The 13,219-nt window shown below is 72.6% G+C and carries 15 protein-coding genes; 6 read left to right on the top strand and 9 right to left on the bottom strand.

The genetic code is table 11. The features are described 5' to 3' along the window. Positions 1 to 13 precede the first annotated feature (13 nt). Entirely contained in the window at positions 14 to 496 is a 483-nt protein-coding gene (locus tag BM286_RS13895) for a DUF456 family protein (protein ID WP_092923701.1), read from the top strand. Positions 497 to 511: 15 nt separating this feature from the next. Here BM286_RS13895 and BM286_RS13890 read toward each other — a convergent pair whose 3' ends face one another. From BM286_RS13890 to BM286_RS13875, 4 genes are all read right to left on the bottom strand, one after another. Next, positions 512 to 1,321: a DUF63 family protein gene (locus tag BM286_RS13890; RefSeq protein WP_092923698.1), complete on the bottom strand. Its 810-nt coding sequence runs from the start codon at positions 1,319 to 1,321 to the stop codon at positions 512 to 514. Continuing rightward, positions 1,321 to 1,770 (bottom strand): universal stress protein, encoded by a 450-nt coding sequence (locus BM286_RS13885; RefSeq protein ID WP_092923695.1) that lies wholly within the window; start codon positions 1,768 to 1,770, stop codon positions 1,321 to 1,323. The genes BM286_RS13890 and BM286_RS13885 overlap by 1 nt, the downstream gene beginning before the upstream one ends. A 117-nt stretch (positions 1,771 to 1,887) precedes the next feature. Then, a complete protein-coding gene (locus BM286_RS13880; protein ID WP_092923691.1) occupies positions 1,888 to 2,808 on the bottom strand; it encodes a DNA adenine methylase in 921 nt (306 codons plus the stop codon). Between the two features lie 91 nt (positions 2,809 to 2,899). After that, positions 2,900 to 3,199, bottom strand: coding sequence for a hypothetical protein (locus BM286_RS13875; protein ID WP_092923688.1), 300 nt, complete (start codon positions 3,197 to 3,199; stop codon positions 2,900 to 2,902). Between the two features lie 342 nt (positions 3,200 to 3,541). On the opposite strand from BM286_RS13875, the gene BM286_RS13870 reads away from it, so the two are divergent. Then, complete coding sequence (locus BM286_RS13870; RefSeq protein WP_092923685.1) at positions 3,542 to 3,829, top strand: hypothetical protein; 288 nt, start codon at positions 3,542 to 3,544, stop codon at positions 3,827 to 3,829. A gap of 125 nt (positions 3,830 to 3,954) precedes the next feature. On the opposite strand, the gene BM286_RS13865 is transcribed toward BM286_RS13870, so the two are convergent. Continuing rightward, the gene (locus BM286_RS13865; protein WP_092923682.1) at positions 3,955 to 5,037 is read right to left on the bottom strand and encodes an NAD(P)/FAD-dependent oxidoreductase; all 1,083 of its coding nucleotides are present in this window, start codon (positions 5,035 to 5,037) and stop codon (positions 3,955 to 3,957) included. A 341-nt stretch (positions 5,038 to 5,378) separates the two neighbouring features. Here BM286_RS13865 and BM286_RS13860 point away from each other — a divergent pair, with 341 nt between their 5' ends. Further along, positions 5,379 to 6,722 carry an OFA family MFS transporter gene (locus BM286_RS13860; RefSeq protein ID WP_092923679.1) on the top strand — a complete coding sequence of 448 codons (1,344 nt, stop codon included), beginning with the start codon at positions 5,379 to 5,381 and terminating at the stop codon, positions 6,720 to 6,722. Positions 6,723 to 6,760: 38 nt separating this feature from the next. On the opposite strand, the gene BM286_RS13855 is transcribed toward BM286_RS13860, so the two are convergent. Together BM286_RS13855 and BM286_RS13850 are read right to left on the bottom strand one after the other, a co-directional pair. Beyond that, the gene (locus BM286_RS13855; protein ID WP_092923676.1) at positions 6,761 to 7,165 is read right to left on the bottom strand and encodes a hypothetical protein; all 405 of its coding nucleotides are present in this window, start codon (positions 7,163 to 7,165) and stop codon (positions 6,761 to 6,763) included. Beyond that, positions 7,162 to 7,770: a class I SAM-dependent methyltransferase gene (locus BM286_RS13850; RefSeq protein WP_092923673.1), complete on the bottom strand. Its 609-nt coding sequence runs from the start codon at positions 7,768 to 7,770 to the stop codon at positions 7,162 to 7,164. Before BM286_RS13850 ends, BM286_RS13855 begins: the two co-directional genes overlap by 4 nt. A 143-nt stretch (positions 7,771 to 7,913) precedes the next feature. Between BM286_RS13850 and BM286_RS13845 the strand changes: the two genes are divergently transcribed. Continuing rightward, the gene (locus BM286_RS13845; RefSeq protein ID WP_092923670.1) at positions 7,914 to 8,678 is read left to right on the top strand and encodes a pirin family protein; all 765 of its coding nucleotides are present in this window, start codon (positions 7,914 to 7,916) and stop codon (positions 8,676 to 8,678) included. A 40-nt stretch (positions 8,679 to 8,718) separates the two neighbouring features. Continuing rightward, on the top strand, positions 8,719 to 9,246 hold the full coding sequence (locus BM286_RS13840; protein WP_092923667.1) for a hypothetical protein: 528 nt from the start codon (positions 8,719 to 8,721) through the stop codon (positions 9,244 to 9,246). A 19-nt stretch (positions 9,247 to 9,265) separates the two neighbouring features. On the opposite strand, the gene BM286_RS13835 is transcribed toward BM286_RS13840, so the two are convergent. Both BM286_RS13835 and BM286_RS13830 read right to left on the bottom strand, forming a co-directional pair. Then, positions 9,266 to 10,309, bottom strand: a complete 1,044-nt coding sequence (locus BM286_RS13835; protein ID WP_092923664.1) for a succinylglutamate desuccinylase/aspartoacylase family protein — start codon at positions 10,307 to 10,309, stop codon at positions 9,266 to 9,268. Between the two features lie 64 nt (positions 10,310 to 10,373). Further along, positions 10,374 to 11,645 (bottom strand): translation initiation factor 2, encoded by a 1,272-nt coding sequence (locus BM286_RS13830; RefSeq protein ID WP_158293690.1) that lies wholly within the window; start codon positions 11,643 to 11,645, stop codon positions 10,374 to 10,376. A 156-nt stretch (positions 11,646 to 11,801) separates the two neighbouring features. Between BM286_RS13830 and BM286_RS13825 the strand changes: the two genes are divergently transcribed. Continuing rightward, the gene (locus BM286_RS13825) at positions 11,802 to 13,163 is read left to right on the top strand and encodes a putative ATP-dependent zinc protease (RefSeq protein WP_449272182.1); all 1,362 of its coding nucleotides are present in this window, start codon (positions 11,802 to 11,804) and stop codon (positions 13,161 to 13,163) included. The last annotated feature ends 56 nt before the right edge of the window (positions 13,164 to 13,219 follow it).

Here is a 13,219-nt window from a genome sequence, read left to right as displayed (position 1 = left end):
GCGTCCGGTCCGTATGGTGACTCTCGCGGCCGGGGTGGCGATCGCGCTGCTCGTCGTCTGGACGGCCAGCTCGTTCGTCCCGCTCGTGCCGGGCGGCGTCCTCGCGGCGCTGACCGTCGTCGGCTACGCGTACACCACCGGGTTCGCGGAGCCGAGCCTCGCCGTGGCGGTCGCGCTCGTCGTCGTCTCGCTTTTCGCCGCCGCCGCGGACGTCGCGTCGGGGATGGTCTCCGGGCGGCTCGGCGGGGCCTCGACCCGGACGGTCGTCGTCGGGACGCTGGTCGGGATCGCGCTCCTGATCCCGCTCGGCCCGATCGGGCTCGTCGTCGGATTGGGGGGCACCGTCTTCGTCGCCGCCCTCGACGAGCACGACGGCGACACGCGCGAGGCCGCTCGGCAGGCGGCCTACGCGGCCGTCGGCGCCCTCGCCAGCGCGTTCGTCCAGGCCGTCCTGCTCGCCGGCGTCACGGTCGCGTTCGCGCTGGCGGTCCGCTGAGGACGGACGCCGAGTTCACGCCGCGACGGAGAACAACAGCAGGTTATGCGCGGCCGGCCCGAGCCCCATCGCCGCGACGAAGCCTAAGAGGAGGTACCCCTCCGCCGGCTCCTCGCGGACGTACGCCGCGAACAGCCACACGACGGCGCTCGCGACCGCGAGCTTCACGAGCAGGAACAGCCACCCCTCGCCCAACACCGGCACCGGGGGGATCCCGCCGAGTTCCAGGAGGATCCGCGATATCGGCGTGCGCTCGCCGAAGCCGAGCTGGGTCGTGCCGACCGCGGTCGAGACGCCGTCGAGCGCGTGGCCGAACAGCGCGAGGGCGCCGACGCCGCCGGTGACCGCGACCTCGGGCCGGAGGCGCGTCAGGCCGGCCCAGGCGGCGCCGGTGATCGGGAGGGCGAGCGCGAGCGCGACCGCCGACCAGCGCGCGCCGGCGAGAGAGAGCCCGGTCCCGAGGGCGACGGCGACGACGGGGAGGAGGCAGAGCGCGCCCGCGGCCGCGAGGGCCGTCGCCACCCGGTCCGGGCGAGCGGCGGCGGCGGCGAGCCACGCCGCGCCCGCCAGCGACCCCACCGTGAGATAGACGGTCGGAGATCCGGCGAACGGGGCGAGGAGGGGCGGGAGCGCATCGACGACGTAGAGGACGTGGGCCGCGGAGCCGAGCGCCATCCACGGGGCGAGCGCGAGCACGCGCCGGGCGGTGACCCGCGGGCGCCGGCGGCGGAGCGCGGCGACGACCCCGCCGGTCGCGAGCAGGACGACGAGGAGGTGGGGGAGGGGGGGTAGCGTCGTTCCCGCCGGGAGGAGGCCGACGACCATCAGACGGACAACACGGGCTGGCTCGCGTACAGCAGGACGTACTCCGCGGCCTTCCCCAGCACCTCGCCGGGATCGCCGGAGACCGGCTCGCGCGGGACGACGATGAAGTCCGACTCCAGCTCCTCGGCGGTGTCGAGGACGACGCTCCCGGGGTGGACGGTCTTCACCGACGTGGAGAAGCCGTAGGCGATGGAGTTGCTGTGGGGGACCTCGGCAGCCTCCGCGCGGCGCGCGACGGAGTCGGTGAACGCCTCGGAGTCGGCGGCCACCTCGCTCTCGTCGACCACGCCGTGGTCGATGGCGCGGACGACCTCCTCGTCGAGCACGTACAGCGCGTGGACGCCGGCGCCGTACTCGCTCGCGAGCGCGATGGCGTAATCGACCGCCTCGTGTGACTCCTCGCTGCCGTCGACGGGCACGAGGACGAGGTCGATATCGAGATCGGTCATACCCTGGCCGTCGGCGGGGGAGGTCAAAAAGCCCGCCGTAACGGCGCGGTCGGGGACGCGGAAACCGACACCGGCGGCCCCGGCGGTCGCTGCCGCCGGCGGCCGCTCGGGACCGGTTCAGAAGCGAGAGAGCTTCCGCTGGCCGGCCTCCCGGCGCTCGGCGGGCGGGACGTTCGTCGCGACGATCTCGTCGACGGCGTCCCGGTTGTCGGCGTCGCTGTTGATCGCGCGTGTCGCGTCTTCGCGGTCGACGCGGAACCCCGCGTCGGCGTACGCGTCGTACATCATGCCGCTGTTCGAGAGCACGACCCACACCCCGGCGTCGTCGAGTTCGCCGGCGACGTCGAGCAGGCGGCGCTGGTCCTCGCGGTCGAACCCCGACGCGCTGTACTCGTTGAAGTTCGCGGTCGCGCTCATCGGCTCGTACGGCGGGTCGAAGTAGACCAGATCGCCCGGTTCCGCCGCGTCGAGGACGTACGCGAAGTCTCCCCGTCGGATCTCGGCGTCGGCCAGCAGATCGCTCGCGCGCCGGACGCGGTCTCGCTGAACCCAGTCGGGGTCGACGTACCGCCCGACCGGGACGTTGAATCCGCCGTCCGCGTTCTCGCGGTAGAGGCCGTTGTAGCAGGTGCGGTTGAGGTAGAGGAGGAGGGCGGCCTCTTCGAGCGGGTCGAACTCCCCCTCGTACGGGCGGCGGTTGAACCGCGCGCGCTGTTGGTAGTAGTAGCTGTCGACGGCCTGACCGCGCGCGGTCTCCGCGGCGTACGGGAACTCCGGGTCGGGGTCGCTCTCGGGGTCGTCGAACGAGGCCAGCCGAGAGAGCAGTTCGTCGGGGCGGTCGCGGACCTGCTCGTAGAAGTTCACGAGCCGCGGGTTCGCGTCGTTGATCGTCGCGTGCGGCGGTTCCAGGTCGAAGAAGACGGCGCCGCCGCCGACGAACGGCTCGTGGTACCGGCCGAAGGAGGACGGGAACCGGGCGTACAGCTCGTCGAGCAGCTGCCGTTTCCCGCCCGCCCACTTGAGGATCGGCTCGGCCATCGCTGTCGGGTGTCGCTCGCGCCCGGACAAAAACGTCCCGGGCCGCGCCGGCGGCGGGGCCTCGTGCCGGGGCGCGCGATCGGTCGGAGCGTCAGTCGTCGGAGGGCTCCGGCTCCGGCATCGGGAGGTCGTCGACGTGGGCCGCGGCCTCCTCGAAGTTGGGGCCGGGTTCGATGGTCCCGGCCTCCCGGTCCCACTCGATGTAGCCGGCCTCCTCTAAGGCCGGCAGGTGCGTCTCGCGGAGCTCGGCGGCGATCTCGTCGGCCCGGCCGCGAACGCGCAGATCTGCGACCGTCTCGACGGTGTCGTCGGCGAGGCCGGCGACCGCGCGCCTGCGCTCCGGGGCGGAAACGACGAGCGCTGGATCGGTAGTGGGAGTGTCGGGTGTCATCGTGTGTCTCTGTCCGTATCTACGGGACGACTCGAACCGGAATAAAGCCACCGCCGAACGCGGTGCCGGTCCGGCGTCGCCGCCGGCGGAGCGCGCCCCCCGACGCCGGAACCGCGAGCGGCGTCCGCGCCCACCGGGAACCCCCAACCACCGGGCGGGATCGGCGCCACCGACCGACGTATGTCACAGATATATGAGAAGTGTACTAACCGTTCCCATGGTACCACTTACACGGCATGAACGACCGTTTTAGATGTTTTCCGTGCGTGAGTGTTGGTACCATTTCTCAAAACTTATTTGGAATATGAAAGGTTTTAGTCGTCGGAGCGTGTAGGGTGAGATATGAATCAAGGCTCCATGATCTCGGCGGACCAGCACCGACGGATCGGCTCCGAATCGCCGCCGGGCAGTCGCTCGCCGCTGGGAACCCTCGCGTTCCTCGCGCTCATCGTCGTTCCGTTCGTCGCGTTCGCGTACCCGGTGGCGAGCGTCGCGCTGTTGACCGGCACCGTCGCGCTCGCCATCCTCTCGCGGTCCGTCCTGCGGACCCTGCGCCGACGCAGCGGACGGGTCCAGACGCTCACGCTCCCCGGTCTGGGCACGGTCGAGTACCGGATCACGACGAACTGACGCGACCGCCCGGCCGCCGGCCGAGGCGTCGCAGAACCGCTTTTTCGAAAAGCCGCCGTTCTCGGAGCGGCGCCGCCGCGTCCGACCGCGGCGCCATCCCCGAATCTCTCGTTTCCCGCTCCTCCCTAGATCCGGTACGCGACGCGCTCGCCGGCGTCGAGCCCGTTCGCGATCGCGGCGTGGAGGCGTCCCTCGCCGGCGACCCAGTCGCCGAGGAGGTACAGCCCCACGTCGCGCGCCGAGTCGACGGGACCGCGGTCGACGCCGCCCTCGGGGAGCGCGTAGCGCCACCCCTGATGGTCGGTCCACGCCGGGTCGGCCAGCCGATCGTCGCCGATGATGTCGGCGGCGTGGGCCGCCAGCGCGTCGACGTTCCGGGCCGGGTCGTCGTCGTAGTGCGCGGCGGACCACGCGCCGTTCGCTTGGACGACGAGCAGCGTCTCCCCGTCGGGGACGTGGCCGGCCTTACACTCCTCGCGGGAGATCCAGCCGACCGCGTGCTCCTTGTCGGTGTTGACGAGCGCGTAGTAGGGAACGTCGAGCGAGAACGGGTAGTGGAGGACCGCGGTCCAGACGCTCCCGTACTCGACACTCCCGACGGCCTCGACGAGCGTCTCGCGGAGCGGGTCGTCCCACTCGGCCGTCCGGAGCAGCTCGGCCGTCTGCGGGGCCGGCGGATTCAACAGCAGCGCGTCGAACGGCCCGTGCGTCTCGCCGTCCGCGTCGTCGAGTTCCCAGCGGTCGTCGCCGTTCGCTTCGTCTGCGCCCCCGCCCGCGCCGCCCGCACCGTCGACCCGCCGCACCGTCTCGACCCGGGTGCGTCGGTGGACGGTCGCGTCGGTGCGGCCGAACAACCGCTTCGCGATCTGTGTGAGCCCCCGCCGGTAGCTCCACTTGTGGTCGTCGGCGTCGCGGCCCGGGGACACCGCTCCGTCCGCCTCGAAGGTGTACACCGGATCGGTCACGTCGACGAGCCCCTCGTCGTCGAGCGTCTCGGTGATCAGTTCGACGACGCGGTCGTCGTCGCTTTTCAGGTAGTTCGCCCCGTAGTCGTACGTGAGGTCGTCGTGGCGGCGGGTCGCCGCGCGCCCGCAGAGGCCGCCGGACTTCTCAAGGACGGTCACGTCCGCGTCGGGCACGGTGCTGTCGATCACGAACGCCGCCGCGGCCGCCCCGGCGCCCGCGCCGACGATGCCTACGTGGGTCACACCGATCGTTGGGCTCCGATCCACTTAATCGGTCGCGTGGCGGCGACCGCGGCGTCGAGGACGCGGTGACGGAGCGAAACGCCGGACGCGGGCCGGGACCGAGTCGGAGTGACGGAGGCGGTCGAGCCCGGGTCGGCGGGCGGCGCCGATCACCGCGAGGTCCGCGTCGTGCGAGTCGGCGCGGGGGACCGACCGCAACGACGCGTTTTAGTCGACGAGTGCGGTGAGTGAAAACGAGCGGCCCGCCCCGCGACGGACGGAGAGACGGGCGCGGGGACGCGGACCGACACGGGACACGCACGTCATGACACAGACCGACAGCACGCGGACGACGAACGACGATGGGTGAGGGCGAACCGACGGCGGAGGACGCCGATGGGGAAGCGGAGGGAGCGGCGACGGCCGGCGGCGTCGACTACGCCGCGCGCGCGGCCGACACCCTCGGCTTCTCGCGGTGGTGGCAGATCGCCGCCGCCGCCGGGATGATGGCCGCGGTGAGCCCGTACCAGTACGTCTGGTCGTCGATCTCGCCGGCGCTCTCGGAGGGCCTCGACATCGCGCTCCCGGCGCTCGGCGCGGTGTTCTCGTTTTACGTGGTGTTCCAGTCGCTCTCGCAGTTCCCCGCGGGAAAGTGGCGGGACAGCCGCGGCCCGGGTGCGCTCACGTTCCTCGCGGCGATCCTGGCCGGCGGCGGGTACGTCGGGCTCGCGTACGCGACGAGCCTCTGGCAGCTGTACCTGCTGTACTCGCTGGGCGCGGTCGGCGTCGGCATCGTCTACACCGTCGCGGTCAACACCGCAGTCAAGTGGTTCCCCGACCGAACGGGGCTGACGACCGGGGTCGGGACGATGGCGTTCGCCGCCGGGAGCGCCCTCGTCGTCCCGTACGTCCGCGCGAACGCGACCGTGACGGCGTACAGCGACGTGCTCCGCAACATCGGGATCGGGATCCTGGTCGTGACGCTGGTCGGGTCGCTCCTCCTCCGAGACCCCCCGAAGGACTGGCTGGATCGGGCGGACGGCGACGACGACGGCGACGAGGGCCTCGCGGCGTCGATCCGCGGCCGAAACTACTCGACGCGAGAGATGCTCACGACGTGGCAGTTCTGGCTCCTGTACGCGATGTTCATCGCGATGGCGAGCGCCGACCTCCTGGTCATCGCGAACGTGGTCCGGTTCGCGGAGAACTTCGGGCTCGCGGCGCTCGTCGCGACGCTGTCGGCGACCCTGCTGCCCGTCGCGGCAGGCGTCTCGCGGCTGATCCTCGGCGAGGCGACCGACCGCTTCAGCCGCAAGCGCGTGATGGCGGGCTCGTTCCTCCTCGCCGGGCTGTTCCGGATCGGCCTCGTCGGCGCCGGCGAGGCGGGCAACGGCGCCGTCTTCGTCGTGTTCGTCCTCGGAGCGATGTTCTTTTCCTCGCCGCTGTACGTCTTCTTCCCGTCGCTCCTGGCCGACTACTACGGCGCGGCCAACTCCTCCGGCAACTACGCGGTCCTGTACACCGCGAAGGTCGGCGGCGGCGTCTTCTCCGGCGTCGTCGCCGGCTACCTCGTCGCGGCCCTCGGCTGGAACCCGACGTTCCTCCTCGGCGGCGGGCTGGCGGTCGCCGCGGGACTGGCGACCTTCGCCCTCCGGCCGCCGAGCGGGTCCGGCCTGGAAACGGTCGAGCCGGCGGCCGCGGACTGAACGAGCGGCCTCGGAGTCGGGCGTTTCGGCCCCGCCCCCTACCGCGTTCTCCGACGGACGGCGAGCGACCAGAGCCCGACCGCGGCGCCGCCGGTCGCGAGCACCGCGTTGACGCCGCTCGGTTCGAGCCCGAACGGCGTGAACGCCGGCGCTATCGACGCGTGGAGCAGGAAGCCGACCCCGAACGCGGCGGCGACGCGTCGCGGGCGAAACACCCACGCGTCGGCGTCCCGCTCCGCGGTGCCGAAGACGCGGTCGCCGGAGGCGACGAGGACGTGCCCGACCCCGAACACGAGGCCGAGGGCGACCGAACCGGCGAAGTCGACGGCGACGCTCGTCGCGAGGGCGCGGTACCACAGCACGTGCGCGAGCCGCGCGGCCGCGCCGAGCGTGACGGCGAGCGCGAGGTCGAAGGCGACGACCGCGACGCCGCGCGGCGTCACGGGAGCCTCCCGACCACGGCGTGGAACGGGTCCTCCCCCGGCCGCTCCGCGATCCGCTCGGTGACCTCGAACCCGCCCGCGGCGAGGTATTCCTCGACGAGGTCGGCGCGCTCGGCCATCGAAGCGGCGCGCCACGCGCGCACGGCCTTCGTCGGGAACATGCGGTTCGAGAAGCTCACGACGACCGTTCCGCCGGGGGCGAGGACGCGGGCGAACTCCGCGAACACGGCCCCGGGATGCTGGAGGTACTGGACCGACAGCGCACAGCAGACGACGTCGAAGGCGTCGTCGTCGAACGGGAGCGACCGATCGGCGTTGAGGTCGGTGACGACGAACTCGTCGAGCCGGTCGTTCGCGGCCAGCTCGGCCTCGTTGAGCCCGTGGCCGACGACGCGCTCGTAGTCGGTGTCGGGCAGGTGCGACACCCAGCTGCTCATCGCGTCGAGGACGCGGTCGCCGGGCTCGGTGACGGAGTCGTACAGCTCGGTCAGCCGCGCGAGGAACGCGTCGTCGGCGTGGGTGACGAACCGCGGCTCGTCGTAGAACGTCCCGTCCGGCCGGTCGTCGCGCTTGCGGCGGTCGAGATCCGAGAGGACGGTCGTCACGGTACCGGATTGTGGGGAGCGGGACAAAAGAGCGCGTCGCCGTCGCGGGGCGGCACCCGCGCCTCGCTCGCCGTCCACACCCCGCCTTCCGCCGGTCCCCTCCACCGGACGGCTTTTGCCGACGGAGATTTTACCAGTTGGTAATGGACTCCACCACGACCACCGACCGCGGGCTCTACCCCGCGCCCCGATCCGACGTCTTTCAGGACCAGGGGAAGTTCCGCACTCGGTTCAACTTCCCCGGCCGCAACCTCCCGGACCACGACGACCACGGCTACGGCCCGCTGTCGACGGTCGTCGAGTCGTTCATGGACCCCGGCACGCTGATCCGGATGCACCAGCACCGCGACGAGGAGATCGTCTCGTGGGTGCCCGCGGGCGTGATGCGCCACGACGACCGCGAGGGAAACGAGCTCGTCACGGACGCCGACCACCTGCTCGTGATGAACGCCGGCGAGGGGTTCTGGCACGCCGAGGAGACGCTCGCGGACGACCCGCCGCTCCGGATGCTCCAGATCTTCGTCCGCCCGCGGGAGCTCGGCTTAGCGCCCGGGATCCAGCACGGCCCGCTGCCGGACCCCGAGCCGAACGAGTGGCGCCGCGTGTTCGCGTCCGCGGGCGCGGATCACCCGTTCACCGTGCGCAACGCGGTCGACTGCTACGACGTTCGACTCGACGCGAACGAAGGCGCGACGCTCCCGGCGGCCGGGGAACGAGACGCCTACGCGTACGTCTTCGAGGGGTCGGTCGACGTCGGCGGCGCCGCCCTCGACGAGACGGAGAGCGTCCTGTGGACCGGCGACGGCGCCCCGCCGACCGTGACCGCGGGCGGCGAGGGCGCGACGGTCGTCGCCTTCCTCGTCGACCCCGACGCGCCCGTCACGCGGCAGGGGACGATCGGGCGGTAGGGTCGGAAAGGCTCAACTCCCGGCCCGCCGAACCCGGGGTATGCGCACCCCGCTCGCGGCCGCCGCGCTCGTCGCGCTCGGCCTCCTCCTGATGGCGAACCCCCTGTATCTCCCCGTCTCGGTCGGTGAGCCGGACCCCGCGTACACGCACACGGTCCGGCCGGTGGGAGAGGGGTCGGCGGCCGGCATCGAGTCGCCGGCGGCCGGGAGAGCGAACGGCAGCGCCGAAGCGTCGAACGGGGTCGTCGCGTACGCCGACCTCGCGCCCGAGGCCCGGGCGGCGTTCGACCGCGCCCGCGACGCTCCCGAAGGCGGGTTCGGGGTCGAGAGACCGGACGAACGCGTCGACTCGCTGTCGTACCCGACGGAGCCGACGCTCGGGGACGGCCTGTTGATCGTCGCGTACGACGGCGAGCGGTACGAGTTCTGGACCCGGACCGTCGAGCGCGAGCCCGTGGGCGTCGTCGCGCAGCGCGTCCTCCTCCAGCCGGCGGCGTTCCTGGTCGGCTTCGTCGGTGTCGTCGCCGGCGCCGCGCTCGGGCTTCGGAAGCGGCTCGGCGGGAGCTGAAACCGCCCCTCCCGCGACCTCACCGCGACGCCGTCGGCGTCGGCTGTCCCACCGGCTCGGGCGCGTCGCCGGCCTCGATCGCCCGGCGGGTCGACTCGCCGATCTCGACGAGGTGACACAGGGGGTTGCCGGGGTAGACGACCGGGTTCTCTAGGAGCCCGATCAGGAGGCCGGTGAAGGGGGCTTCGACCGCGACGGCGTCCTCCTTGAACGGATTGGTGATCGTCGCGATGCGCTCGCCCTCGCGGACGAGCGACCCGCTCTCGAAGTGGGTGTCGACGATGCCGCCGGAGTCGGCGCGCAGCCACGTCTTCTCGCCCGCGCCGGCGACGATCGTCCGCCAGCCCGGCCAGCGCACCGTGTCGGTCTCTAGCAGGCCGTACTCCGCGAACACGGAGCGGACGCCGGCGAGGGCGTCGTCGATCAGCGGGCGCTGGAACCGGTGGGCCTCCCCCATCTCGATCGTGATCGTGGGGACGCCGTCGTCGGTCGCCTCGCCGCGGAGGGTGCCGCCCGGCCCGTCGCTGTCGATGATCACCTTGGAGCCGAACGCCAGCGCGAGCCGGTGGACCGACTCGTCGGTCATGTCGGCGCGGACGTGGAGCATGTTCGTCCGGCCGCGGGTGGAGGTGTGGAAGTCGAGTCCGAAGTCGCACGGCGCGACGAAGTTCTCGTAGATCCGGTGGGCCATCCGCTTCGAACTGGTCGACCCCGGCTTCCCGGGGAACGACCGGTTCAGGTCGCGGTCGTAGACCGGCAGGTAGCGCTGTTGGGCGAGGAAGCCGGGGACGTTGAGGACCGGGAGACAGACCAGCGTGCCCGCCAGCTCCGAGAGGTCCCACTCGTGGGCGACCTCGCGGACGACCTCGATCCCGTTGAGCTCGTCGCCGTGGGCGGCGGCGGTGAGGAACGCGGTCGGGCCGTCGCGCTCGCCGTTGACGATGGTGACCGGGATCCGCACCGGGTCGCCGAGGTACGTCTCGCTGATCCCGTAGCGGATGTTCTGGGTGTCGCCGGGCGGTACCGCCCCGCCGTTGTACGTGAACGCCCGGTCGTCGCTCATGACAGGAGGGAGCGCTGCGGAGGGTTTATATATGACGACCCGGCCGTCGGGCCGCGGTCCCGCGTCAGCGGTCCCACCGGTCGGTCCATTCCGCTCGGGACTCGTGTTCGGCGGCCCGCGCCGCGACCGCCGCCCGGTCGAGCCGCCCGTCCTCCGTTAGCACCCCGGCCAGCAGGTCGCCGGGGACCCGCTCGAAGATCGGGTTCTCGACCGCGACGGCGCGGTCGCCGTCGTACACCGCCGAGGGGTCGCCCGACTCGCGGACGACCTCGTCCGCCGTCGCGACCTTGTCCGCGGCCGCGACCGCGTACGCCGGGACGCCCGCGTCGGCCGCCGCCAGGGCGAGCGGATACGAGCCGACCTTGTTCGCGACGCCGCCGCTCGGCAGTATCCGGTCGGCACCGAGCAGGACGCAGCCGACGTCGCCCTCGCGGACGAGCCCGGGGAGAGCGGCGTCGGTCGCGAGCGTCGCGTCGACGCCGGCGGCGGCGAACCGCTCCGCCGCGTCCACCCCCTCGCGGCCCGGGCGCGACTCCCCGACGACGACCGGCCGGTCGACGCGGCGCAGCGTCGCCGCGACGGTTCCGGACCGCGACAGCGTCGCCGCCGGACCGACCGTCTCCGCGACCGCGGCCGCCGCCCGCTCCGCCGCCAGCCGGTCCGCGTCGAGCGCGGCGTCGAGCCCCGCGAGGGCGCGGTCGTGGACCGCCTCCGGCGCGCGGTCCGCCCCGCTCAGTACCCGGTCGATCCGGTGTCGGACGACGATCATGCTCGGGCGTGCGCCGCGGAGCTCCCGAGCGGTCTCCGCGACCCGGTCGACGCCGCCGTCGAGCGCGCCGAACGCGACCGCGCCGGCGCGGTCGCGCAGCGCTTCCAGCGCCCTGACGGAGAGCCACGCCGCGCCGTGGGTCCGGTCGGTCCGGAGCAGGTCGGCGTCGGGGCCGACACGGCGGTAGCTCTCCCACAGCCCGGGTGCCGTCGTGTGCCGGAGGAACGCCGTCGGCGGCAGCCACTCGCCCGCGGCGGTCGGGGGATCGCGCGGGGCGTCGTCGGCCGTGCCGCCGGCCGCGACCTCGAACAGGAATGGAGAGAGGGTCCGGTCGGTCCCCCCGACCGGGACGGACAGCGGCTTCCCGCGGCGGACGAGTTCGGACTCCCCTCGGGGTGTCGCGTCGCGGACAACCCGGCGCGCGCTCTCGGCGGGGTCGCTCTCCCCCGCGAGTACGTCCCCCACGAGGACTTCGAGCGGTTCGCTCCCCTCCTCGGTCGCGCCGCGGGAGGCGGGACGGAACACCCTCCCGCGGCGTCTGAGGAAGACCCTGACTGCGTCGGTCACGCGACGGGGTTCGGCGGACGCGGAGTTAACCGTGATCCTCCGTGGTTCCGCGCGACCGCCTCGCCGGTCGGAACCCGTCGCTCGCGGCCTCGACGGCCCTCGATCGGTCGCCGTGTCGAACCGATCGGCGCGCCTTTTAGCTCGGCCCACGCAGGTGTGGACATGAGTTCGGACTCGGTTCGGGTGGGAGTGCTGTCGCTGCACAACAGCAAGGAGACGAAGGCAATTTGCAACGCCGTCGAGGACCTCGGTCACGAGCCGGTGTGGCTCCGCGAGGAGAACGCCGCGGTCAGCGTCGAGGACGGCGACGTGTCGGTCGAACCCGCGGTCGACGTGATCGCGAACCGGCTCCTCCTGTCGAACACCGACCAGCCCGCGGAGCTGCTGGGGCTGGCGGCGACGTTCGAGCGCATCCGGCCGATGCTGAACGAGCCGAACGCGGTGCTCGCGTCGATCCACAAGTTCGCCACGGCCGCGACGCTCGCGGACTGGAACATCCGCGTGCCCGACGCGCTGCTCGCGCTGTCGAACGACCGCCTCAACGAGGGCCGCGAGCGATTCGGCGACGTGGGCGTGTACAAGACCGCGATCGGCACCCACGGCGGCGGGACGTGGAAGGTCGACCTCACGGAGCGCGTGAACCCGAAGGTGGGGAACCGCCAGGCGTTCCTCCAGCGGCTGATCGACCGGGACGACGAGAAACACCGCGACCTCCGGGTGTACGTCGTCGGCGACGAGATCGTCGGCTCGATGTACCGGTACGCCCCCGAGGGCGACTGGCGGACCAACGTCGCGCTCGGCGGCGCGGTCGAGGACGCGACCGACGACATGCCGCAGGAGGCGGCCGACACCGCCCTCTACGCGGCCGAGGTGATGGGGCTCGACTACGCCGGCGTCGACCTCGTCGAGGGGTACGACGGCTGGTACGTGCTGGAGGTGAACCCGACCGCGGGCTTCAAAGGCCTCTTCGAGGCGACCGGCACGAGCCCCGCGCCGCACATCGCGCGGCTCGCGATCGAGACGGTCGGCGGCGAGGTGGACGACGACGCGGTCGCGCGCGTCGCCGAGCGCCTCGACGACTCGCGGCCCTCCTGCGCGCCCGCGCCGAAGCCGACCCCCACCGAGCAGCCGGACATCGGCTACATCGAGGAGGTCGTCGTCACCGGCACCTCCGGCTCCACGCAGGCGCTCGCGAAGTCGGACACGGGCGCGACCCGGACGAGCATCGACACCCAGCTGGCCGCCGAGATCGGCGCCGGTCCGATAAAGAGCATGACGCGGGTCAAGTCGGGCAGCGTGAAGGGGGGAAAGGCCCGCCCGGTCGTCGACCTCGTCATCGGCATCGGCGGGAACCAGCACACCGTCACCGCGAGCGTCGAGGACCGCGGCCACATGGAGTACCCGCTGCTGCTCGGCCGCGACATCCTCACCGACTACCGGGTCGACGTGCGCCGCCGCGCCGACACCGACGAGGCGGAGCGCGCCGAGGCCGGGGAGGTCCTGGAAGAGGAGGAGTGATTTTCTCGGACGCCGCCGAACCGGACGCCGAGGACGTCACCGAGCCGGACGTCGAG

The sequence above is a fragment of the Halorubrum sodomense genome (assembly GCF_900111935.1).
Lineage (GTDB): Archaea > Halobacteriota > Halobacteria > Halobacteriales > Haloferacaceae > Halorubrum > Halorubrum sodomense.
The sequence above is the reverse complement of the archived record's forward strand: the minus strand, read 5'-3'. Positions and strand labels throughout refer to the sequence as shown.